This is a genomic window from Frankia sp. EI5c (assembly GCF_001636565.1).
Taxonomy (GTDB): domain Bacteria; phylum Actinomycetota; class Actinomycetes; order Frankiales; family Frankiaceae; genus Parafrankia.
In genome coordinates, this window is sequence record NZ_LRTK01000054.1 from 1 (window position 1) to 22,697 (window position 22,697).

16 protein-coding genes and 9 pseudogenes are annotated in these 22,697 nt (G+C 72.3%); 9 read left to right on the forward strand and 16 right to left on the reverse strand.

Annotation, left to right across the window (positions count from 1 at the left end; all coding sequences use genetic code 11):
• From UG55_RS39825 to UG55_RS20030, 3 genes are all read left to right on the forward strand, one after another.
• The coding region (locus tag UG55_RS39825; RefSeq protein WP_242424826.1) for a TetR/AcrR family transcriptional regulator at positions 1–208 on the forward strand (208 nt) is incomplete at both ends.
• 563 nt (positions 209–771) lie between these two features.
• Positions 772–2,067, forward strand: a complete 1,296-nt coding sequence (locus UG55_RS20025; protein ID WP_066071516.1) for an amidohydrolase family protein — start codon at positions 772–774, stop codon at positions 2,065–2,067.
• 92 nt (positions 2,068–2,159) lie between these two features.
• The gene (locus UG55_RS20030; protein ID WP_066071519.1) at positions 2,160–3,326 is read left to right on the forward strand and encodes a CaiB/BaiF CoA-transferase family protein; all 1,167 of its coding nucleotides are present in this window, start codon (positions 2,160–2,162) and stop codon (positions 3,324–3,326) included.
• 5 nt (positions 3,327–3,331) lie between these two features.
• On the opposite strand, the gene UG55_RS20035 is transcribed toward UG55_RS20030, so the two are convergent.
• The 3 genes and pseudogenes from UG55_RS20035 to UG55_RS20040 form a co-directional block, all read right to left on the reverse strand.
• Positions 3,332–5,701 carry a CoA transferase gene (locus tag UG55_RS20035; protein ID WP_066071655.1) on the reverse strand — a complete coding sequence of 790 codons (2,370 nt, stop codon included), beginning with the start codon at positions 5,699–5,701 and terminating at the stop codon, positions 3,332–3,334.
• Positions 5,702–5,715: 14 nt separating this feature from the next.
• Positions 5,716–5,879, reverse strand: a pseudogene (locus tag UG55_RS39830) (AMP-dependent synthetase); the annotation flags it as partial.
• 14 nt (positions 5,880–5,893) lie between these two features.
• A pseudogene (locus UG55_RS20040) lies at positions 5,894–7,281 on the reverse strand (AMP-binding protein); the annotation flags it as partial.
• Between the two features lie 133 nt (positions 7,282–7,414).
• On the opposite strand from UG55_RS20040, the gene UG55_RS20045 reads away from it, so the two are divergent.
• The 4 genes and pseudogenes from UG55_RS20045 to UG55_RS39835 all read left to right on the forward strand — a co-directional run.
• Positions 7,415–7,831 carry a Zn-ribbon domain-containing OB-fold protein gene (locus tag UG55_RS20045; protein WP_066071526.1) on the forward strand — a complete coding sequence of 139 codons (417 nt, stop codon included), beginning with the start codon at positions 7,415–7,417 and terminating at the stop codon, positions 7,829–7,831.
• Positions 7,828–9,033, forward strand: a complete 1,206-nt coding sequence (locus UG55_RS20050; protein WP_066071531.1) for a thiolase family protein — start codon at positions 7,828–7,830, stop codon at positions 9,031–9,033. Before UG55_RS20045 ends, UG55_RS20050 begins: the two co-directional genes overlap by 4 nt.
• Positions 9,033–9,992: MFS transporter (locus UG55_RS20055; RefSeq protein WP_242424827.1), on the forward strand; the 960-nt coding region annotated here is incomplete at its 3' end. The genes UG55_RS20050 and UG55_RS20055, both read left to right, overlap by 1 nt.
• Before the next feature lies 1 nt (position 9,993).
• A pseudogene (locus UG55_RS39835) lies at positions 9,994–10,619 on the forward strand (MFS transporter); the annotation flags it as partial.
• Here the strand turns inward: UG55_RS39835 and UG55_RS39840 are convergent.
• The 3 genes and pseudogenes from UG55_RS39840 to UG55_RS20070 all read right to left on the reverse strand — a co-directional run.
• Positions 10,574–10,957 (reverse strand): annotated as a pseudogene (locus tag UG55_RS39840) (NUDIX hydrolase); the annotation flags it as partial. The pseudogenes UG55_RS39835 and UG55_RS39840 overlap by 46 nt on opposite strands.
• Before the next feature lie 375 nt (positions 10,958–11,332).
• Complete coding sequence (locus UG55_RS20065; RefSeq protein ID WP_066071538.1) at positions 11,333–12,184, reverse strand: DUF72 domain-containing protein; 852 nt, start codon at positions 12,182–12,184, stop codon at positions 11,333–11,335.
• Positions 12,184–13,650, reverse strand: a complete 1,467-nt coding sequence (locus tag UG55_RS20070) for an MFS transporter (RefSeq protein WP_066071541.1) — start codon at positions 13,648–13,650, stop codon at positions 12,184–12,186. Before UG55_RS20070 ends, UG55_RS20065 begins: the two co-directional genes overlap by 1 nt.
• 182 nt (positions 13,651–13,832) lie before the next feature.
• Here UG55_RS20070 and UG55_RS20075 point away from each other — a divergent pair, with 182 nt between their 5' ends.
• Positions 13,833–14,486: a TetR/AcrR family transcriptional regulator gene (locus UG55_RS20075; RefSeq protein ID WP_066071543.1), complete on the forward strand. Its 654-nt coding sequence runs from the start codon at positions 13,833–13,835 to the stop codon at positions 14,484–14,486.
• 20 nt (positions 14,487–14,506) lie between these two features.
• Here UG55_RS20075 and UG55_RS20080 read toward each other — a convergent pair.
• Positions 14,507–16,710, reverse strand: a 2,204-nt coding sequence (locus tag UG55_RS20080) for an arylsulfatase (protein WP_255360509.1), incomplete at its 5' end; no start/stop codon positions are given.
• A 315-nt stretch (positions 16,711–17,025) separates the two neighbouring features.
• On the opposite strand from UG55_RS20080, the gene UG55_RS20085 reads away from it, so the two are divergent.
• Positions 17,026–18,321 (forward strand): HNH endonuclease signature motif containing protein, encoded by a 1,296-nt coding sequence (locus UG55_RS20085; RefSeq protein WP_066071547.1) that lies wholly within the window; start codon positions 17,026–17,028, stop codon positions 18,319–18,321.
• A 230-nt stretch (positions 18,322–18,551) separates the two neighbouring features.
• On the opposite strand, the pseudogene UG55_RS39845 reads toward UG55_RS20085, so the two are convergent.
• The 9 genes and pseudogenes from UG55_RS39845 to UG55_RS39875 all read right to left on the reverse strand — a co-directional run.
• Positions 18,552–18,914 (reverse strand): annotated as a pseudogene (locus tag UG55_RS39845) (TetR/AcrR family transcriptional regulator); the annotation flags it as partial.
• An 83-nt stretch (positions 18,915–18,997) separates the two neighbouring features.
• Positions 18,998–19,432, reverse strand: coding sequence for a nitroreductase family deazaflavin-dependent oxidoreductase (locus UG55_RS20095; RefSeq protein ID WP_066071552.1), 435 nt, complete (start codon positions 19,430–19,432; stop codon positions 18,998–19,000).
• Between the two features lie 10 nt (positions 19,433–19,442).
• A complete protein-coding gene (locus tag UG55_RS20100; protein ID WP_066071555.1) occupies positions 19,443–20,708 on the reverse strand; it encodes a cytochrome P450 in 1,266 nt (421 codons plus the stop codon).
• Positions 20,705–21,316: SDR family NAD(P)-dependent oxidoreductase (locus tag UG55_RS20105; RefSeq protein ID WP_242424828.1), on the reverse strand; the 612-nt coding region annotated here is incomplete at its 5' end. The genes UG55_RS20105 and UG55_RS20100, both read right to left, overlap by 4 nt.
• Position 21,317: 1 nt before the next feature.
• A pseudogene (locus tag UG55_RS39850) lies at positions 21,318–21,484 on the reverse strand (SDR family NAD(P)-dependent oxidoreductase); the annotation flags it as partial.
• 5 nt (positions 21,485–21,489) lie between these two features.
• Positions 21,490–21,805: amidohydrolase family protein (locus tag UG55_RS39855; RefSeq protein WP_242424829.1), on the reverse strand; the 316-nt coding region annotated here is incomplete at its 5' end.
• Position 21,806: 1 nt separating this feature from the next.
• Positions 21,807–22,251 (reverse strand): annotated as a pseudogene (locus UG55_RS39860) (amidohydrolase family protein); the annotation flags it as partial.
• A gap of 44 nt (positions 22,252–22,295) precedes the next feature.
• Positions 22,296–22,357, reverse strand: a pseudogene (locus tag UG55_RS39870) (hypothetical protein); the annotation flags it as partial.
• Between the two features lies 1 nt (position 22,358).
• Positions 22,359–22,680 (reverse strand): annotated as a pseudogene (locus UG55_RS39875) (amidohydrolase); the annotation flags it as partial.
• Between the last annotated feature and the right edge of the window lie 17 nt (positions 22,681–22,697).

The following is a 22,697-nucleotide window of genomic DNA, read 5'->3' on the forward strand; positions in this document are numbered from 1 at the left end:
TTTCGAGACCGGTATCGAGGATACAAAGGTCGAGGAGATCTGCCAGGCCGCGGGCGTCACGAAGGGGACGTTCTACTTCCACTTCGCTCACAAAGAGGACATCCTGCTGGAGATGGGTGTCGAGACGGCAACCATCCTCAACGACACGGCGAATCGTTGCGTCCGGGCCGATCGCGGCATCAACGACTCGCTGCGCACCGTACTGAACNCGCTCGCCCGCAACATCAAGGGCACGCCGCCGGCCGCGGTCAGTCGCGCGCTCGCCGAGTTCCGCCGCCCGAACCGGTCGGCCGCCTCCTACGAGGGCCCGGCCTTCGCCGAGGCATTCGAGAAGATCTTCGTAAAGGCGCAGGAAAAAGGCGAGGTGACCAGCCGGATCGAGCCGTCGGAGATGGCCCAGATCCTGGAGGCCCTGGTGGTCGACTCCATCATGGAATGGTCGCAGGGCCGGCTCAGCAAGCTCAACCAGGCGCTTTATCGCCGGGCGGCCATCGTCGTCGCCGGCCTGCATCCCGACATCACGCTGCCGGACTGACGCCCGCCGGAGCCGCCATTTTCGCCGCCTGACGGACCGCCCGCGCGAAAGCGCCGCGGCCCGTCTTTTGGCATGCCCGAGAGCACCCCCCGCCCGCAGCCCGCGGTTTGCGCTCGCGCGCGCCCGGAATCCCCCGTGGAACCCCGCCCGGCCGCGATGGAGGGTGGCGCCGGCACACTTCCAGGAGTTAGACTCAGTTCAAATCTGAGGATCGGGATGAACTTCTTGGAGGAACGTTGTCCGACAGCCCCCAGCTCGGGACCCGCGGAATCTATGTAGCCGGTCTTGAACAGACTCTCGACTACGGCATATTTGATGCCGATCATCACCTGTACGCGCCTGCCGACGCCGTCACGCGTTACCTTTCGGCGGAGATGACCGAACGCGCCTGGCTGCCCGGCGAACCGCGCATGCTCACCGAGGAGGAGCACGAGGAAGACGAGGATGCCGACCACGAGCGGCGCACGCTCGGGGTCCACTCCCAGCCCGAGGGCGGGCACGGCGGCGTCGACCTCGCGGACCTGCCCGCCATGCAGGGCAGCATCCCGATTCCGGGCGCGATGCTGAACAAGCTCAACCCGATGAAGGACCTCGACCAGCTCAGCCGGGCACAGCTCGTGGAGCGGTACAACGCGATGCGCCCGGCCTTCGAGAAGAAGGACCCCCGGCTGGCCCTGATGGACCGGCAGAACGTCGAGATCGCCGTCCTGCACGCGGTCGGCACCGGCTGGGAGAGCGCTTTCCGGCGCGGCGACATCGAGGCCGGCTACGCGGTCAACCGGGCGTACAACGACTGGCTGTGGGAGGACTGGGGCTACACCCACGAGAACCGCATCCTGGTCCCCGTCCCGATCCCGCTGCTCGACGTCGACCACGCGGTCGCCGAGCTGCGGCGCGTCCTCGACCGCGGTGCCCGGTTCGTCGACCTCCCGCCCGGGCCCGCCTTCGGCCGCTCGCCGTTCGACCCGTACTTCGACCCGTTCTGGTCTCTGGTGAACGAGAGCGACACCCGGGTCGCGGTCCACCTGGGCGGCACCTACGCCCGGCACGGCGCCGAGTGGAGCGAGGACCCGGAAGGGCGCTACCAGCACTTCAACGGCTTCCAGTGGGTCTCGTACTGGGGCGACCGACCGATCATGGACACCGTCACCGCCATGGTCTTCCACAACCTGTTCGGTCGCTTCCCCAACATCAGGGTGCTGATCGCCGAGTTCGGCACCGTGTGGCTGCCCTACCTGCTGCGCAAGCTCGACCACGCGATGCTGCTGGGCCGCCGGCCCAAGTGGGGCACCCTGCCCGGGCGGCCGTCGGCCGTCTTCAGGGAGCGCTGTGTCATCGCCCCGTTCCCCGAGGAGAACGTCTCCAAGGCGATGGACGTCATCGGGGCCGACTGCCTCGTCTTCGGGTCGGACTTCCCGCACTCCGAGGGCATCCCCGACCCGATGCAGTACGTCTCGCAGCTCAAGCACCTGGACGACGTCACCGTCCGCAAGATCATGCGCGACAATCTCAGCCGCTTCCTGGCCGGTTAGCGGCGGTGCCGGTCACCGCACCGGTAGGACGAAGGCCCAGTGGGTACCGGGCGGGGCCGCCCGGCCCGGTACCCACCCACGAGGAGAGATCGATGCCCGAATCGCCATCCGATCCGACGTCCGAGACACGCACCGGCGGCCCGGCCGCGCTGCCGCTGAGCGGCGTGACCGTGCTGGATCTGACCCGGCTGCCACCCGGCGGGTTCTGCACCGTGCTGCTGGCGGACCTCGGCGCCGACGTCATCCGGGTGGAGTCGCCGAAGGGCCGGCTGTTCGACGGGCCCGTCGGCCTCAACCGCGGCAAGCGCTCGCTGGCCCTCGACCTCCGGCACCCCCGCGGGCTGGAGGTGCTGCGGGCGCTCGCCGCGCACGCCGACGTGCTCGTCGAGAACGAACGTCCCGGCGTCCTGGCGGAGCGCGGGTTCGGCTACGAGCACGCGGCGGCCGAGGCACCGCGGCTCGTCTGGTGCTCGATCACCGGCTACGGCCAGGACGGCCCCTACGCCCAGTGGTCCGGGCACGACCTGTCGTTCGCGGCGCACTCGGGGCTGCTCACCGCGCTGCACCCGGACCTGCCGTGGCACCCGGAGCTGATCCTGCCGATCCCGGTCGGCGCGCTCATGGCCAGCGTCGGGATCCTCGCCGCGCTGCGCGAGCGGGACCGCACCGGCACCGGGTGCCAGCTCGACATCAGCCTCTCCGAGTCGGCCAGCTGGCTGCTGTCCTCCGCGGACGGGATCATCGACCGCGGGCCCCGGGGCGTCCCGTCCGGGCCCGACCGGCGCGTCTACGAGTGCGCGGCCGACACCTGGGTCGCCGTGACCGCCGCGGAGCCGCGCACCTGGGCCGCGTTGTGCGACGGGCTCGGGCTGCCGGACCTGGCCGGCTCCCTGCACCGCTGGGAGGACCCGGTCGCCGTGGCCGAGCGGCTCGCCGAACGCTTCCGCGGCCGGCGGGCCGAGGAGTGGGTGGCCGAGCTCGGGCCGCGCGGGGCCAGTGTGGTGCGGGTGAACCGCGGGCCGGACCTGCCCCGCGACCCGCAGGTGGCGGCCCGCGGGCTGCTGCGGAAGGTCGGTGACCTGACGGTCCCCCGGGCCCCGGTCCGCATCCGCGACGACTCCGGTGAGCGCCCGGCCGGCCCGACGTACGCGCCGCCGCCCGTCGGCGAGCACACCCGCGCGGTGCTGGCCGAGGCCGGGCTGAGCGCGGCCGCCATCGACGAGCTGCACGACTGCGGCGCGGTGGGCCGCCGCGCCTGACCTCGTCAGGTCAGCCTGTTCAACCGGGGAAGCCCGCCGGGCAGGCACAGGACGTCCGCCGCGGCCAGCCGCTCCATTTCGGCCGCGGAGAGCCCGAGCCCGGCGAGGATCTCGACGGCCTGCGAGCCCACCGCGCCGGGGTTGGCGCCCACGACCGGCGGGGTCTCGGAAAGCCACCGGCCGATGCCCGGCCGCGGGACGTCCACGCCGTTCGGACCGCGCTCGAAGTAGACCACGCCGCGCCGGTGCAGATACTCGACCGCGTCGTCGATGGACACGACGAGATGCGCGCCGAGGCCCGCACCGACCAGCCGCTCGACCCAGTGGGCGGCCGGCTCGCCGCCGAACCGCGCGGCCAGCCGCGCCGCGAGCGGCCCGTCGGGATCACGCCACGACCCGTCCGGTTCCGCGGAGCCGTCCGGTTCCGCGGAGCCGTCCAGCCCCACGGCGCGCCACAGGCGGCTCAGGTCGTCCCGGCTGGCGGCGAGGAAGAACCAGGAGTCCGCCGCCTGGTAGAAGCGGGCCAGCGCGGTGCCGCCGTACTCGTTGCGCAGGGCGTCCGGGCCGGCGCCGTCCGCCGCCTGCGCCTCCGCCACCAGATGGACCGCCTGGTGGAAGGTGGAGCCCTGCGCCAGCGACGCCCCGACCGACTGGCCGGCGCCGTCACGCAGCCGCGCGAACAGGGCCACCGCCACGGCGTAGGCGCCGAGGATTCCGGTGTCGGCGTCGTTGATCGGGGTGGGCTGGTAGAGCGTCCAGCCGAAGCGCGCGCCGTAGCGCCAGCTCATGCCGGTCGCCGCGTTGCACTGGTTCTCGTAGCCGCGGCGGTGCGCCCACGGCCCGCGGCGCCCGTAGGCGGTGATCGAGCAGTGGACCAGCCCGGGGTTGAGCGCGCTCGTCCGCTCGTAGTCGATGCCGTAGCGGGACTGCGACCGCAGGGTGAAGTTGGTGACCAGCGCGTCCGCCCCGCGGACCAGGTCGGCGACGAGCCCGCCGCCCGCCGCGCTCCGGGCGTCGAGCAGGATCGTGCGCTTGCCCCGGTGGAGCTGGCCGACGATGCCGTCGGTCACCGCCGGGACCGGGTTGCCGACCTTGACGACGTCCGCGCCGAAGTCGGCCAGCAACCGCGCCGCCGTCGGGCCGGCGACCGCCTGGCTGACGTCGAGTGCGGTGTAGCCCTCCAACGGGAGATCCACCGGACCCGCCGGCGCCGCGGCGGGGGTGCCGACCGTGGGCCGTCGGCGCAGTTCGGCGAGCAGGTCGGCGCGGTCGGCGTCGGGCAGGTGCCGCGGCCGCGGTGGGGTGGGCTCCCGCCCCAGGTCGAAGCCGCGGCCGGGCATCACCAGCGGCCCGGCGAGCGGGTCGTCCAGGGTCAGGACGGCCCCGGAGGCGCGCGCGTGCTCGGACGCGACCCACTGGGCGGGGGTGCGGACCATGGCCACCGGCATCTCGGCCCGGGTCGCGACCTCGTCCCACCACGCCGCCGGCCGGCCGCGGACCAGGTCGGCGAACATCGTCATCGCCCGGTCCCGGTGCTCCGGGGCGAAGCCGCGGCCGGCGACGTCGATCAGCCCCTGCCGTTCCCACTCCGGCGCGACCCCGGCGGCGACCAGCAGCGGGATGACGAACTTCGCGTAGGGCGACAGGTCGATCAGGCCGCCGTCGGCGCACTCGTAGGTGAGGTCGCGCAGCAGGTGGTCGTCACCCATCAGCGGGTTCTCGTACACCCGCATGCCCAGCATCGTGCTGTATGCCTCGGCGAACGCCTCCGCCAGCGGGACCTGGATCCGCTGCCCCCGGCCGGAGCGCTCCCGCGCGATCAGTGCCATGACCACCGAGACGGCGCCCATCAGCGCCCCGAAGTTGGACGCCGTCGTGATCGGTGTGAACAGCGGCGCGGCCGCGTCGCGGACCCGCGCCTTCCGGCGGCCGGACGGGTCCCAGTGCTCGCCCAGCGAGCGGTAACCGGCCACCGCGGTCTGGACCACCCCCTCCCAGGCGGGGAGGGTGGCCTTCTCGTCGTCGCTCGCGAAGCCGGGCAGCGAACAGTAGACGAGACGCTCGTTTCCGGCACAGACCGCGCCCGGCCCGAGGCCCAGCCGGTCCATCACCCCGGGCCGGAAGTTCTCGACGAGCACGTCGGCGCGGGCGACCAGCTCAAGCGCCACCGCCCGGTCGGACGCGCTTCCCAGGTCCAGGGTGATGCGCCGCTTGCTGCGGTTGACATAGGCGTCGATCGGCCCGGGCTCGGCCGCGTGGCGCGGCGAGTCGACGTGCACGACGTCGGCCCCGGCCTCGGCCAGCAGCAGCGCGGCGACCGGGCCGGCGATCTGGTGCCCGAAGTCGACGACCCGGACGCCGGCCAGGCCACGCATGCGCTCGGGCACGGCTAGTTGACCCCACGGCCGCGGCCGGCCCAGTACGGCTCGCGCAGCTTGAACTTCTGCAGCTTCCCGGTCGCGGTGCGTTCGAGGGCGGGCCGCAGCTCGACGCTCGTCGGGCACTTGTAGTGCGCGAGCCGGGAGCGGCAGAACTCGATCAGCTCGGCGGGGGNGACCGCGACACCNGGGCGCGGCACGACCAGGGCCTTGACCGTCTCCCCCCACTTCTCGTCCGGCACGCCGATGACCGCGGCCTCGGCGACGTCCGGATGCTGGTAGAGACAGTCCTCGACCTCGATGGAGGAGACGTTCTCACCGCCGGTGATGATGACGTCCTTCTTGCGGTCGGTGATGGTGAGCAGCGAGTCGTGGAACGCGCCGCCGTCACCGGTGTGGAACCAGCCGTCGCGGATCGCCGCGGCCGTCTGGTCGGGCTGCTCCCAGTAGCCGTCGAAGACGTGGTTCGAGCGGGCCAGCACCTCGCCGGAGTCATCCGTGCGCAGCCGCACCCCGAGAGCCGGGGCGCCGGCCTGTGCCAGCAGCCGGGCGCGCTCGGCGGCCGGCAGCTTCTCCCAGCCGCGGCGGGCCCGGTTGATGGTGAGCAGCGGTGCCGCCTCGGTCAGCCCGTAGATCTGGATGAACTCCCAGCCGAGCTGCTCCTCCACCCGGGCGACCACGGCGCTGGGCGGCGGCGCGCCGGCCACCACGATCCGCACCCGGTCACGGCCCGGGACCGGCCGGCCGGCGGCGGCCCGCGCGGTGGCGGCGTCGAGGATCGAGGCGACCACCGCCGGGGCGCCGCACAGCAGCGTCACCCCGTCCCGCTCGACGCGGGTGAGGATGTCCTCCCCGTCGATCCTGCGGATCACGACGTGGGTGCCGCCCATGCCGGTGACCGCGAACGGCATTCCCCAGCCGTTGACGTGGAACATCGGCAGCGTGTGCAGCAGGACGTCGTGCTCGGTGACGGTGGTGTGCCAGCCGAACGAGGCCGCGTTCAGCCAGCAGTTGCGGTGCGTGAGGCGAACCCCCTTCGGCCGGGCCGTGGTGCCCGAGGTGTAGTTGACGGTGCAGACGGCGTCCTCGTCGGGCTTCCACTCCGCCCAGGCCGCCGCCGCGGCGGCGTCGGTGGCGAGGTCGGCGGGGGCGAACAGCTCGGCGTCGGACACCCCGTCCAGGACGAGCCGGTGGGGAACCCGCACTCCGGCCAGTGCGTCGGCGTGGTCGGGATCGACGAGCAGCAGCTCGGCGCCCGAATGCGCGAGCACATAGGCCACCTCCTCCGCCCCCAGGCGGTAGTTCACCGGGACGAGCACCCGCCCGCTGCCGGAGACCCCGTAGAAGGCGGTCAGGAAGCGGCCCGAGTTCGGGGACACGATCGCCACCCGGCCGCCGACCGGCACGCCGAGGCGGGCCAGCCCGGCCGCCATACCGCGGGCGCGCGCGGCCAGTTCCGCATAGCTCAGCCGGCCCAGCGAACCCGGCCGACCCGGCTCGTCGACGATCGCCAACGCCTCCGGATACACCGCCTCGGCCCGGTCCAGAAAGTCCCTGACAGTGAGCGCGACCTTCATGGGTGTCCTCCCCTCCACGCGACCGGGTTGACAGTACAGGTACTTCAACCTAGTGTAAATATGGCCAGCCTGAATCCAGGCAGATGACCGTTTGGAAAAGACCGGCGAATCGATTTGTTCACAGGGGGTTGTCTTGGCAGATCCGATTCCGCTGGTCGACTATCTGGTTCTGGGCGGGGATCCGCATCTCGTCGCCCAGGAGTGCGCGCGGTGCTCCGCGCGCTTCTTCGACCGGCGCAACGCGTGCGCGTCCTGCGGCGGCGCGGAGTTCCGTTCCGTGGCCCTCCCGCGGGAGGGCACGGTCCACACGTTCTCGATCGTCTCGGTGGCCGCGCCGGGTGTCCCGGTGCCGTTCGTCGCGGCGATCGTCGACTGCGGCGGAACCAGGGTGCGTGGGTGCCTGGTCAACCTGGAGCCGCGCCCGGAGAACGTGACCCTCGGCATGCGGGTCCGGCTGACGACCCGGCCCCTGGGCGCGGACAGCGCGGGAACCGAGGCCGTCGGCTACGGCTTCGAACCCGCGGTGAGACAAGCGGAAGGACCGCGATGACCCAGGACGTCTGGATCCTCGGGATCTCGATGACGAGGTTCGGCAAGCACCGGGACAAGGACAACATCGACCTCGCCGCGGAGGCGGCGACCGCCGCGCTCGCCGACGCGGGTGTCACCATCCGCGACGTCGGCGTACTCGCCACCGGCAGCCTGACCGCCGGCACCTCCAGCTTCGGGCAACTGTTGCAGAAGCAGATCGGGCAGACCGGCATCCCGGTGTTCAACGTCGCGAACGCCTGCGCCACCGGCGCGACCGCGCTGCGGGTGGCGATCATGGCGATCCGCGCCGGCGAGGCCGACCTCGGCATGGCCGTGGGCGTCGAGAAGCTCGCCGGCGCCGGCCTGCTCGGCGCGCCGGCGGCGGCAGCGGCGGATGACGGCACCTGGTCACGCCGGGGCAGGTTCGGTGCCCTGGCGCCGCTGGAGGGGCAGGTCGGCACCGACAGCATGCCCGGGGTGTTCGCCCAGATCGGCCTGGAGTACGGCCACCGGTACGGGGGTGCCACCTTCGAGCTGTTCGCCCGGATCGCGGAGAAGAACCACGCCCACTCGGTGCTCAACCCGCTCGCGGCCTACCAGAAGCGCTTCACCCTGGCCGAGATCATGAACGATGTCATGATCGCCTACCCGAACACCCGGCCGATGTGCTCGGCGAACTGCGACGGCGCGGCGGCCGCGGTCGTCGTCAGCGGTGCCAGGCTGCGCCGGATGTCCCCCGAGCAGCGCCGGCGCGCGGTGAAGGTGAGCGCGTCGGTGCTCACCAGCGACCCGTGGCAGGACGGCTGCCAGGTGCTACCGGACGTCAACACCCTCACCCGCGCCGCCGCCGCCCAGGCCTACGAGCAGGCCGGCCTCGGCCCGGACGAGCTGGACCTCGTCGAGCTGCACGACTGCTTCGCCACCGCCGAGCTCGTGCACTACGACAACCTGATGCTGTGCGCGCCGGGCGGCGCGGTCGACTTCTTCGAGTCGGGCGCCACCTGGCGGGACGGGAAGACCCCGGTGAACGTCAGCGGCGGCCTGGAGTCCAAGGGGCATCCCATCGCGGCGACCGGCATCGCCAACATCTGGGAGATCTGCCACCACCTGCGCGGCGAGGCCGGCGCCCGGCAGATCGAGGGTGCCCGAGCCGGGCTCGCGCACGTCATCGGGCTGGGCAGCGCCTGCGGGGTGCACGTGCTGGAACGAGCCGCCGGCTGATGCCACCGGATCGGGACGCGCCCACCGGCAGCCTGGCCGTCCTGGCCGTCCTGGCGACGGCGGCGGCGGCGTTCTCCATCGCGCAGACCGCCGTGGTGCCCGGGGTGGGCGTGCTGACCGAGGCGCTGCACACCAGCCCGGCGAACGTCGCCTGGGTGTTCAGCGCCTACCTGGTCGCCGCCGCGATCCTGACCCCGGTGCTGGGGCGCCTCGGCGACATGTTCGGCCGGCGGCGTCTCCTGGTGGTCTCACTCGCCGCGTTCGCCGTGGGCAGCGTGCTGTCGGCACTGGCGGGCAACATCTGGCTGCTGGTGGCGGCGCGGACGGTGCAGGGTGCCGGCGGCGGCATCTTCCCGCTGTGCTTCGGCATCATCGGCGAGACGCTCCCCGAATCCCGCCGGCCCGGTGCCATCGGGCTGATCGCGGCGATCGCCGGCATCGGCGCCGGGGCGGGCCTGCTCGCCGGCGGGCTGCTCCTCGACCACGCCGGCTGGCGGTGGATCTTCTGGCTGGGGGCGCTCATGTCCGCCGCGGCGGCGGCCGGGGCGCTGCGGCTGCCGGGTTCCGACGTCCGCGCCCCCGGCCGGGTGGATGTGCGCGGCGCGCTCCTGCTCGCGGTCGGCCTGACCGCGCCCCTGGTCGCGCTGACGCAGACGTCCGTCTGGGGCTGGGGCAGCCCGCGGACCCTCGGGCTGTCGGCGGCGGGGCTGGTCGTCCTGGGCCTGTTCGTACGCTTCGAGCTGCGGGTCGAGCAGCCGCTGGTGGACATGCGGGTGCTGGCCCGGCCGGTCATCCTGGCCACGAACTTCGCCACCCTGCTGGTCGGCTGCTGCATGTTCGGCGCCTTCGTCCTCGTCCCGCAGATCGCGCAGGCGCCGCGCTCCACCGGCTACGGCTTCGGGCTGGACGCGACCGGCACCGGCCTGCTGCTGCTGCCCGCCTCGCTGGCGATGCTGATCNCCGGCTCGTACGCCGGCCGGGTCAGCGGACGGCTCGGGTCGCGCCCGCCGCTGGTCGGTGGCTTCCTCGCCGCGGCGGCCGGAATGGCCCTGCTGGCCGTGGAGCACGGCGGTGAGGTGGTGGTCGCGGTGCTGACGACCGTGGTCTTCACCGGGGTCGGCCTGGGCATGTCGGTGGTGCCCAACATCATCGTCGAGGGTGTGCCAGCCGGGACCACCGGACAGGCCACCGGAGTGAACGCGCTGGTGCGCTCGGTCGGCGCGGCGCTGGGCTCGCAGGTCGTCGCCACCCTGCTCGCCGCCAGCACGGCCGCGGGCCGCCCACTCCCCACCGACGGCGCGTTCACCCGGGCGTTCTGGATGGCCGCCGGCGCCGCCGTCTGCGCCGCGCTCGCCGCGGTGCTGATCCCCCGCCGGGCCCGGGTCGGCGACCCGCCGACACCACGGCGGGGTCAGCTCGTCCGGTGGGGCGGGAATCCTCGGGTGAGCAGGGTGGCCCGCACGCGGCCGCCGAGCCGGCCGGGAAGTTCGAGCAGCGGGATCCAGCGGAGCTCGGCGACCGAGGAACCGGCGACCGAGGAACCGGCGACCGACTGGTCCGCGGCGAGCAGGAAGCGGAAGTCGTAATGGGCGTGCTCGGGCTCAACCTTTATCGGATTCGGCGGAATCATATGCGCATGCAGGTCCACCGGCCGGTCGAGGACGGGACTGACCCGCCCGGGCGGAATTCCCGCCTCCTCGGCAAGCTCCCGCAGCGCCGTGGCCAGCAGAGAATCGTCCTCGGGCTCGATATGGCCGCCGGGTAGCAGCCACCGTTCCAGCCGGCGGTGCCAGACCTGGAGCACCCGCCGGTCCGGGGTGACGACGACCGCCCCACAGGTGGCATGGCCGGGAGTCGTCGTCCGCGCGGCCAGCGGCACACGGCTTCCGCGCGCCGTTTCCAGCAGCGTCGCGAGCGACTCCACGTCTGTCNGGTAGGCGTCGAGATAGGAACTGATCGCGCCGGCGATGTCGTCGTTGGTGACGGCCATTTCGTCCACTCCCGGTCAGCATGTCACGGCGGGTACCGGGAGATGGTTGCACGTCCGACGATGCGCCGAGGAACCGCACGGAAAATCTCGGCCGCAATTCCGTGCGCCGAAGATTACCAAACCAATCAAGTTAGTCGTTGACCTCGTGAGCAGGGTACGCAGGCCGGTCAGAAACGCCAGGTGACGCTGCCGGGGCCTGAATCGTCGAAGCGGATGACGCCGAAGTCCTCGGTCACGTCGAAGACCAGGGGTCCTCCGCCACGCCCTGCCCCTCGACCTGGGATCGGGATTCGCCCGCTCCCGGCGAATTCAGAACAGCGTGAGCGGCTCCGCCGGGATCGGTTCCGGCAGCGCCTCGAGGTCCGGCACCAGAGCTCGGACGTCGTCGTGAAAGCGCCGGGCCAGCATCGGCGCGTCTGCGTTGTCCGGGGTGTGGATGAACATTGTGGGCGACCGTCCCTCACGCAGCCATCCGGCGACGGTGTGGACCCAGGGCCGCCAGCCCTCGGCCGTCTGCCCGGGGTCGTCGCGGCCGAGGTAGCGGACGATCGGGCGGTCGGTGAGCGCGATCACCCGCCGGGAGACCCGTGGCTTCTTGGCCCAGGCGTCCCGCTCGGCCGCGCTCGTCGGCGGCGAGCGGAAGAAGACGCTGGTGTCGAACGGGATCCATTCGGCGGCCACGGTGGCGAGCGCGGCCGCGAGGAGGCCGGCCGCCCGCGGGTCGTCGAAGAACTCGGGGTGGCGGACCTCCACCGCGTACCGGTGGCCCCGGGGCAGCCGGCTCAGGAACCGGGCGAGCAGCGGGACGTCGCCCGTCCCGAAGGCGCCGGGGAGCTGGATCCACACCGCATGTGCCCGCCCGCCCAGCGGCTCGATCGCGTCCAGGAACGCGCGCACGTCGTCGTCGACGCCGCGCAGACAGCGGTCGTGAGTGATGACCTTCGGCAGTTTGACCACGAACCGGAAGTCGCCGGCGGTCTGCCGCGCCCAGGATTCCACGGTCTGCCTGGACGGGGTCGCGTAGAAGGTGGTGTTCCCCTCGACCGCGTCGCACCAGCTGGCGTAACTGCGCAGACGTTCCTGCGGCGGAAGCCGGTGGGCCACGAAACGCCCCTGCCAGGAGCTGAGGTTCCACATCGCGCATCCCACCGCAAGACGCATCAGCGCACTGTATCGCCGCCCCGCGGAATCGCCAGGGTGAGGACCGCCGCGATGACGGCCGCACCGGCGCACAGGGCGAACAGTTCCCGGTAGCCGCCGAGCGACGGCAGTTCCGCGGCACCGACCGCCACGGTCTGCGCGGCGAGGATGCTGCCGCCGATCGCGCTGGCGAGTGAGCTGCCGATGGAGCGGAACAGGGCGTTCAGGCCGTTGGCCGCCGCGATCTCGGTCGGTGGGGTGAAGGCGTTGATGAGCGACGGCATGGCCGCGTAGCCGATTCCCGTTCCGACCCCGACCACCGCGTTGCACACGATGATCTGCCAGAGCTCGCCGGTGAAGAGAATCCGCGTGACCCAGCCGAAGGCCACGATGACGGCTCCGAGCGCGAGCGTCCGGGCTCCGCCGTACCGCGCGACCAGCCGGGCCGCGACGGGTGCGAGCAGCAGCATGCCGAGGCCGCTGGGCAGCATCGCGAGGCCGCCGACGACCATGGACGAGCCGAAGCCGTAGCCGGCCTCCGCCGGGGCCTGCACGAAGGACGCCGTCCCGATCATCGACGCGAACAACGCGAAGCCGAAGAGCATTGAGGCGATGTTCGTCAGGAGCAGCGGGCGACGCAGGAACGCGACCATGTCGACGAGGGGATCCCGGATCCGCCGCTCGACCAGGCCCAGCACCAGCAGCAGCAGCACGCCGAGCACCAGCAGGCCGATCACCCAGGGCGAGCCCCAGCCCCAGTTGGCGCCCTCGGCGAGCGGGAGCATCAGGGCGACCAGCCCCGCGCTGAGCAGCGCCGCGCCGACGAGGTCCACCCGGCCGCCCGTGCGGCTGGGTGACTCGGGGACGAACGCGAGCAGCGTGACGAACGACAGCGCGCCGCCGACGACCATGATCCAGAACAGCGCGTGGAAGTCGGTGTGCTCGGCGACCAGACCGGCCAGCGGCAGGCTCAACGCGGCGCCGACGCCGAGCATCGAGCTGATCAGCGCGATCGCCGAGCCGACCCGTTCCCGCGGCAGCAGGGACACCAGCAGACTGATCCCGAGCGGGATCGCCGCGGTCGACACTCCCTGGATCGCCCGGCCCACGATCATCAGCGCGACGTTGCTGGTCAACGCGTCGAGCAACGAGCCCACCGTGAGCGCACCCATCGCGATCAGCAGCATGCGGCGCTTGCCGAACATGTCGCCCAGCCGCCCCATCACGGGCACGGCGACCGCCGCGACCAGCAGCGTGGACGTCAGCAGCCACTCGACGTTGGTGTGGGTGGTGTTCAGCTCGGTCGGCAGGATCGACAGCACCGGCACCAGCAGGCCCTGGGACATCGACACCATGAGCGCGGCGAAACCGACCACGGCGAGTTGGACGCTCGGGCGGCCGGCGGGGGCCCGGGAGCCCGTCTCCGCTCCGGACCGGCGAGCGGTCTCGACCTGGCCGGCGGTTGCCGAGGCGGCTGCCTGAGTCATACCTGGTCCCCAGATCCATCAGTACCGGACGAATATCCTCCACTTACGCTAGCACAAGTGGAAGATTGCCCTCCGGTTACCCCCCCGAAGCCCGGGCTGAGGCACAGTTGACCGATGCGACGACGCCGACCGGTACGACGGCCGGTACGACGCCGACCGGTACGAGGAGAAGGCCCGGCTCGATGACCACCTCACCACCGCCCCGGCTGCGGGCCGACGCGCGCCGCAACCGGCTCAGCATCCTCACCGCCGCCACCTCGGCGTTCGTCGAATCCGGGCCGAACGTGCCCATGGAGGAGATCGCCCGGCTGGCCGGGGTCGGTGTCGGTACCCTCTACCGGCACTTCCCCGACCGGGACGCGCTGGTGCTGGCGGTGGCGCGGAGCAGCGCGAGCGAGATGCTGGACCACGCCCGGGCCGCCAGAGCCGAGGAGCCCCGTGCCTGGGACGCCCTCGTACGCAGCCTCGGCGGCTACCGGGCCCTCAGCCTCACGGTGCGCATGCCCGGGCTCTTCTCCTCGGCCGTCGCCGACGCCGTCGCGGCCGACGAGCCGATCCGGCGGATCCGCGCCGAGCTCGTCGAGCTGACGGAGGAACTGGTGCGGGCCGCCCAGCAGGAGGGCACGCTGCGTCAGGACGTCGGCAGCGGTGACGTCACCCACCTGTTCACCCTGCTGCTGCAGAGCTCGGGCAGGTCACCCGGGCGGCCGGACGACCTGCTCTTCGAGCGGGCGCGCGCGATCCTCCTCGACGGCCTGCGCGCCTGCCCCGACAGCTCCCGCACGCCGCTGCCCGGCCGTCCGCTCACCACCGCCGATCTGACGGCTGACGGCTGACGGCTGACGGCAACCCGGGGCTACTCGATCTGCAGCGCGATCCGCAGGACGTCCCGCTCGGGGGGCAGCTGCGAACCCGCGTCGATGTGGACGCGGTGCAGCGTCCCCGTCCAGGGGAACGGCGGGCGGTAGTCCGGGCTGACCGGCAGGCCACGGTCGTGGCCGAGCGTGATCGACGCCCCGCCGTGCTGCCAGACGATCGGCAGCGTGTGCTCGACGTGGACGCTCCCGGCGACCCGGCCGTCGACCAGCGCCTCCACGTGCAGGCCGCCGGCCGGGTCGAGCCGCAGCCCCAGACCCACCGCGTGCCGGCCCGGCAGGAGCGGGCCGTCGGCCACCACCTGGATGTCGGCCCCCGGGATCGCGGCCGCCACGTGCGGCACGCCGTCCACGACGAAGGCCGCGTAGCCGCCGTTCCAGTCCCCGAGCGCGAACAGCACGCCGTTCGCCTCGGCCGCCGGCTCCGGCACGTCGACGTCCGCCACGACCCGCCCGCCGCCGAAGAGCATCGGCAGCGCCTCGTCGGAGACCGGTCCGCCGCGCGGATCGAGCACCAGGCTCTGACCCACCGGGTACTGCCTGGGCACCAGGTCACCGAACCGGCCGGCGAGGCTGTCCAGCAGCGGCATCACCTGGTTCGCCCCCGCCTCGACGAACCACTGCCGTTCCAGCTGGCGCACCACCTCCGGATGCCGGTCGGCGAGGTCGTGCGCCTCGGAGAAGTCGTCGTCCAGCCGGAACAGCGACCAGCGGTCGGTTTCGAAGTCCCGGCTGCCCTCCATCAGCCGCTCCTCGTCGACCACGCCCTCCGAGACGTGGTCGGTGGTGGCCTTCCAGCCGTCCGCGATGATCGAGCGTGAGCCGAGCATCTCGAAGTACTGGGAGGACCGCGGGCTCGGCGCGGCCGGGTCGTTGAAGGTCGGCAGCAGGCTGGCGCCGTCCAGCCGCTGCTGCCGCTCCCCGTCGACGGTCTCGGGCAGCGTGATGCCGCAGGCGTCCAGCACGGTCGGCAGGATGTCGATCGCGTGCGCGAACTGCCCCCGCACCCCGGCCGCGGGCGCGGAGTCGGCGGGCGGGGTGATCCCGGCGGGCCAGTGCACGACCATCGGGACCCGGGTGCCCCCCAGCCAGGTGTAGCGCTTCCACAGCCGGAACGGCGTGTTGCCCGCCCAGGCCCAGCCCCAGGCGTAGTGCGGATAGTGGCGGGTGCCGCCCCAGTCGTCGAGCCGGTCGAGGTTGTCGGCGAGGTCGTCGGTCACCCGGTGGGTGAAGCTGTGCTCGTTGGACGTCCCGGTGATCCCGCCCTCGGCGCTGGCGCCGTTGTCGGACATCACGAACAGCAGCGTGTTGTCGAGGACGCCGAGGCTTTCCAGGGTGTCGACGACCCGGCCGATCTGCGCGTCGGTGTGGCTGAGGAAACCCGCGTACACCTCGTGCATGCGGGCGTAGACACGGCGCTCGTCGGCGGTGAGATCCGCCCAGGCCGGCACCCACGACGGCCGCTCGGTGAGCGTCGTCCCGGCCGGCACGACCCCGCTGGCGAGCTGGCGGGCGAAGACCTGCTCGCGCCAGCGGTCCCAGCCGAGGTCGAAGCTGCCGGCGTAGGCGTCGGCCCAGGAACGCTCCACGTGGTGCGGGGCGTGCATCGCACCGGCGGCGAAGTACAGGAAGAACGGCTTGCCGGGCGCCGACTGCTGCTGGTTGACGATCATCCGGATCGCCTCGTCTGCGAGATCCTCGGTCAGGTGGTAGCCGTCGTCCGGGCCGGCCGGCGGTTCCACGTAGGAGTTGTCCCGGACCAGCTCGGGTGCCCAGTGGTTGGCGTCGCCGCGCAGGAAGCCGTAGTAGCGCTCGAAGCCGAGCCCGAGCGGCCAGCGGTCGTACGGCCCCGCGGAGCTGCGCTCGCCGCCGGGGACGAGGTGCCACTTCCCGACGGCCATCGTGTTGTAGCCGGCGCCGCGCAGCAGGCGCGGCAGCGTCGCGGCGGAGCGCGGGATGCGGGCCGTGTAGCCGGGGGCGTTGGTCGCGATGTCGGCGAGGAATCCCATGCCGACCGCGTGGTGGTTGCGGCCGGTAAGCAGGGCGGCGCGGGTGGGTGAGCACAGCGCGGTGACGTGGAAGCGGTTGTAGCGCAACCCGCCGGCGGCCAGCCGGTCGACGTTCGGGGTGGCGAAGCCGGAGCCGTAACACCCGAACTGCGCGAAGCCCAGGTCGTCGAGGAGGANCACCACGACGTTCGGCGGCCCCTTGCGCGCCTGGACCGTTCCGTCGCGGCTCATGAACGCCTCCCATTTTCGATTTATCCGATTAACAAGGTGTCACTTTTGCCGAGACAACCACATCGCACCGGCCAGGGCGCGTCAAGCGGTACCGGCTCCGCCGAGCCGTCCACCGGGCCGTCCACCGGGCCGTCCACCGGGCCGGTAGCCGGCCGACAGTCCGATTGAGCTTCGCATGTTCGAGCGTTGGGAAACTGTCGGTGGCCGGTGCGACGATGACCGCGTCCACCGATCGACGACACCNCTGGCCCGGTGATCACATGCCCGACATCACAGGTTTCCCCGCGGATCCGGACGCTGTCCCGCTGGACGATCTGGAGACCGCGATCTGCCAGTGGGCGGGGCGCCTGGCCGCCGCGACCTGCTCGTGGTTGCTGCTCCTGGCCGCGTTCGACCGCCGCGGCGGCTGGTCCGGCATCGGTGTGCGGTCCTGCGCGCACTGGCTGTCCTGGCGGTGCGGGCTACGCCCGCGCACCGCCCGCGACCACCTCGCCACCGCCCACGCCCTCACCCGCCTGCCGGCGGTCCGGGCCGCGTTCGCCGCCGGAACCATCTCGTACTCGAAAGTCCGCGCGGTCATCCGGGTGGCCCGGCCCGACACCGAGGAGCTCTGGCTCAACCACGCCCTGCACTGCACCGCCGGCCAGCTCGAAAGCCTCGCCCGCGCCTACCGGCAGCGCACCGCCAGCCCCGACGACCACGCCCGGGCGCGCGCCCGGCGGCGGGTCACCTGGTCCACCGACGACGACGGCATGCTGCGGCTGACCGCCGTACTCACACCCGACGAGGGCTCCCAGCTGATCGCCGCGCTCGACGCCGCCCAGGCCAGTCTCGGCTCCACGCCGGAGGAGCCCGAGCCCGAGCCCGACCCCGCGACAGACCCCCAGCGGGCCGCCGACGCCCTCGTCGCGCTGGCCGAGGGCTTCCTGCAGCACGGGGCGCCGACCCTCACGACTCCGACCCACGGCCTCACCGTCCACGTCAACGCCGCCACCCTGGGCTCAGCGGAGCCGGGCGGCTGGGCGGAGACCAGCACTCCGGTCAGCCTTCCCGCCGCGGTGCTGCAGCGCCTCGGCTGCGACGGTGCGATCCGCGCCCTGGTCACCGACGCCCGCGGCAACCCCCTGTACCTCGGCCGCCGCCGGCGGCTACCCACCCGCCGGCTCCGTGCCGCCGTGCACGCCCGTGACCACGGCACCTGCCAGTACCCCGGCTGCGCCAACACCCGCTGGCTGCACATTCACCACCTCATCCCCTGGGCGCAGGGCGGCCGCACCGACCTCGACAGCCTCACCCTCATCTGCGGCACCCACCACCGCCAGGTGCACGACCAGGGAATCGTGCTCCGCAGAGCCGCCGACGGCGCCGTAACCGCCCACCTGCCCGACGGGCGCACCCTCACCACCGCACCGGCGCTCGATCCCGGCGACCAGCCCGTGGCCGCCTTCACCGCCGCCACGGAGCACATCGCCCCGCACGACATCACGACCCGCAACGGCGGCCCCTTCCGCCTCGGCGACTCTCTCCACGTCCTCCTCCAGGAGCCCGCGGCGTAGGCCTACCCGGGGAGCTGGGCGCCGGCGCCGAAGCCGGCCAGGCAGAAGGCCCAGACCCGAGCGGCCACGTCCTGCGCGGACTCCTTGCGGGACGCGAAGGCGTAGTGGTGGAACACCGCTCGGACCAGCAGATTGNCCAGGCCCGCGGTCTGCTCGGTGTCGATCGGGGCGATGAGCCCGGCGGCGCTCGCGGCGTCCAGCTCGCTGGCGACGAGGTCGGCGAACGGCCNGGTCGCGTGTTCCACCTCGTCGGGGTAGAGCTGGTAAAGGCGCCAGTGCTCGGCGGTGATGAACCGGGCTCCGCCGACCCCGCTGTCCTCGCTGCCGAGCGAGGACAGCGCGGCCTGGATGTAAAGCCGCAGCCGGGCGAGTGGGTCGGGCTCGCCGCTGGCCGCCGCCTGGTAGCGCACGACCTGCTCGCTGATCACGTCCTCGATCACGGCGAGCAGCAGCTGGTCCTTACCGGGGAAATGCCGGTAGAAGGTCTGCATCGCGACGCCGGCCTCCTTCACGAGGTCCTGCGTCGTGAACGAGGAGCCGTTCCGCGCGATCAGGCGCTTCGCGGCGTCGACAATGACCTTCATCTGCTGCATGCTGCGCGACCGGGACCGCTGGACCAGCGGCGAGCGGTCCGCGGCGCGGTCGGCCCAGGACACGCCCCCGACGGTACCGGGGGCTACGCGGGCGAAAGCACCACCACCGGTATCGGCCGTTCCGTCCTGGCCTGGTAGGCGTCGTAGTTCGGCCACACCCCGGTCATGATCTTCCACAGTCGAGGTTTCTCCTCGTCGGAGGCCACCCGCGCGACCACCGGCAGGTGCAGCGCGCGGACCTGGATCTCGGCGTTCGGGTAAGCGGCCAGGTTGAGAGACCACGCCGGCGCCGTCGGCGAGCCGCCTTTGGAAGCCACCACCAGGTAGTCCGCGCCGTCCCGCCCGAAGATCAGCGCGGAGGTGCGGGGCTGGCCGGAGCGCCGGCCGGTCGTGGTGAGCAGCAGGGTCGGCACGCCGTTCCACTCGTACCCGACGGCACCGTCGGTCTCCCGGTAGCGCGCGACGTGCTGTGCGCCGACCAGAGCCAGGTCGGGCGGGCGGTATCCGTCCTCACTCATCTGGACCTCCTCATCTGGGCATCCCGCGGTCGAAGACGACGGGGATCTCGGTCGCGCCGCGCTCGTACATTCCGATGAGGCGGGGCGGCTCGGCAGCCGGGTCGAGACGCAGGTTGGGCAGCCGGTCGAGCAGGGCGCCGATCCCGGTGCTGATCTCAGCCCGGGCGACGTGCATACCCAGGCAGATGTGCGCCCCGCCGCCGAACCCGAGCGAGCGTTTCATCGGCCGGGAGATGTCGAACTCGTCGGGACGTTCCCAGCGGGCCGGATCCCGGTTCGCCGCCCCCAGGCACAGGTGCACCAGGGACCCCCGTGGGATCCGCCGGCCGGCGAGCTCGACGTCCCGGGTGACGAAGCGGGAGAACATCGGGTCGGTGGGCGCCCAGCGCACCGACTCCTCCACCGCCAGTCGCAGCAGTGACCGGTCCGCCCGGACGGCGGCGAGCACATCGGGCCGGCGCAACAGGGCGGTCAGGGTGATGCCCATCTGCTTCCAGGTGGTTCCGGACCCGGCGAGCAGCAGCAGGATGGCGAACGAGTAGATCTCCGCGTCCGACAGCCGGTGGCGCACTCCGTCCTCGTCGGCGATCTCCGCTCCGACCAGCACGCTGATGAGGTCGTCCCGGGGGGAGTCACGCCGGGCCGCGACGATCGGCGCGAGGGTGCGGATGACCGCCGGCGGGTCGGTCAGCACCTCGCGCAGGCGCAGCGCCTCGCTGACGGGGACCCCGAAGCTGCTGGTGATCGTCAGTACCGGAATGGCCGCGCAGAAATCGACGTTCAGCTCCGCGGCACCCTCGTCGACGAACCGGTCGATCAGCGCGTGCACCGTCTCCGCGATCCAGTTCGTGATCCACCACTGCCCGCGGGCCGGCGCGAACGACGGTTGGACGAGCGCCCGGTAGCGGCGGTGCTGGGCGCCGCCCATCGACAGCATGCTGCTGGCGACGCCGACCTGGCCGCCGGCGGCGTCGACGTCGACGGCCTCGGGCGAGGAGGCGAAGGTCTCGTGGTCGCGGAACACGCGGTCGCAGGCGTCGAAGGTGAAGACCGAGAAGTGCGGCCGATCCGGGTAGGGCAGGCCCTGGAACATCGCCGGATGGTCATACCCGGTCAGCTCGTGGACGGTGCCCTCGTGCACCGCCGCCCGCTCTCGCAGCTCCCGCCAGACGGGGTAGGGGTCGTCCTCGAAGTCGCCGCCGGTGCGGACGTTGTAGCTGCTGCGCAGGTCGAACAGCTGACGGATCCGATCCCGGTCGAGCTCTTCCGTGATCATTTCGCCACGTATCCGCCGTCGACCGGGACGAGCACCCCGGTGATGTTCGCGGCCCGGTCCGACACCAGGAAGACCGCGGCCTCCGCGCAGTCCTCCGCGGTGATCGGACGTCCCAGCGGGTGGGTGGAGCCGATCTGGCGGGCGGCGGCGGCCGTGACCTCCGCGTCACCTCCCAGCCCGCCGGCGGCCATGAAGCCGGTGTAGGGCATGCCGGCCGGGCAGATGGCGTTCACCCGGATACCGAACGACGCCCCCTCGACCGCGACGGCCCTGGTGAGCTGGTGTACCGCGCCCTTGGTGGCGCCGTAGACCGTGCCGCCCCAGCCGACGAGGCCGGCCACGGAGCCGGTGTTGAGGATGACCCCGCCGCCGCCCTGCCGCTTGAACCGGATCACGGCGTGCTTGCACCCGAGGAAGACTCCGCGCAGGTTCACCGCGGTCAGCCGCTCGAAGTCCTCGACCGTGTGGTCCTCCAGCCGGGCACCGAGCCGCGGTGTCGGGATACCGGCGTTGTTGAAGACGACGTCCAGTGACCCGAACCGCTCCGCGGCGAGGTCGAGGGCGGCGGCCACGTCCTGTTCACGGGAGACGTCGCAGCGCACGGCCACNGCGGTGCCCTCGGCCTTCGCGATTTCGCGGGCCGTCTCCTCGGCGCCGTCGAGGCTGATGTCCGCGCACACCACCCGGGCACCCTCGGCCGCGAACCGGAGTGCCGACGCCCGCCCGACCCCCGAACCGGCGCCGGTCACCACGGCGGATTTCCCGTCAAGCAGCATGCTCGTCACACCTCGGCCGGGGTGAAGCGGTAGAGCCGCTCGGCGTTGCCGCGCAGGATCTTGTACTGCGTCTCGGCCGGCAGGTGCCCGATCCGCGAGCGCACGACCTGGATGCAGTTCGGCCAGGTCGAGTCCGAGTGCGGGTAGTCGGTCTCGCACATGATGTTGTCCTCGCCGATCTCGTCGATGCTGGCGATCCCGTGCTGGTCGTCGATGAAGCAGCCGAAGACGTGCTCGCGGAAGGACGCGCGGATGTCGAGCGTGTCCAGGTCGAGAAGGTCGGCGCCGGCGTGGTCGTTCCAGCGCCCGCCCTTCTTCACCNAGTGCCGCTGCTTGTCGAGCACCTGCTCGGCGCGCTCCAGGTAGTACGGCATCCAGCCGATCTCGCCTTCGGACAGCGCGATCCGCAGCTTCGGGAAACGCTGGAACATGCCGCTGAAGAGCCAGGACAGCATGGTTCCCGAGGTGCGCATCGCCCCCCAGGTCAGGTTCGCCAGGAACGGCGCGTCCGGGGCTATCTTCGGGACCTGCGACGACGAGCCGACGTGCATCGACACGACCATCTCCAGGTCGTTCGCCGCCGCCATCACCGGGTCCCAGTACCGACCCCGGTCGTGGATGGTCGGCAGGCCCAGCGGGGCCGGGTTCTCCGAGAAGGCGAACGTGGTGGCGCCCATCGCGGCGCAGCGCTCGAGCTCGGCGACGGCGAGCCGCGGATCCCACAGTGGAATCAGCACGAGCGGGATGTAGCGGCCCGGCGCGGCACCNCACCATTCCTCGATCATCCAGTCGTTGTACGCCTTCAGGCAGNCCAGGCCGAACTCCCGGTCGGAGGCCTCCATGAACAGCTGGCCGCAGAAGCGGGTGATGGTCNGGAAGCACAGCGAGGCGAGGATGCCGGCGCGGTCCATGTCGGCGATCCGGGCCGTCGCGTCGTAGCAGCCGGGCCGCATCTCGCTGTAGGAAAGCGGCTCCGGGCTGAACTCCTCCTTCTCCTTGCCCGCGACGGCGCTGAGCCCCGAGCTCGGGAACCGCTTTCCGTCGTAGACCCAGCAGTCGAGTCCGTTCTCGTCGAACTCCATGTGCGGTGCGCGGTCGCGGTCCTTCGCCGGGACCCGGTCCAGCCACAGGTGTGGCGGTTCCAGCACATGGTCGTCGACCGAGATCAACCAGTCGAGCGGGAGATCGGTGGGCACGGCTGCTCCTTTTCTGA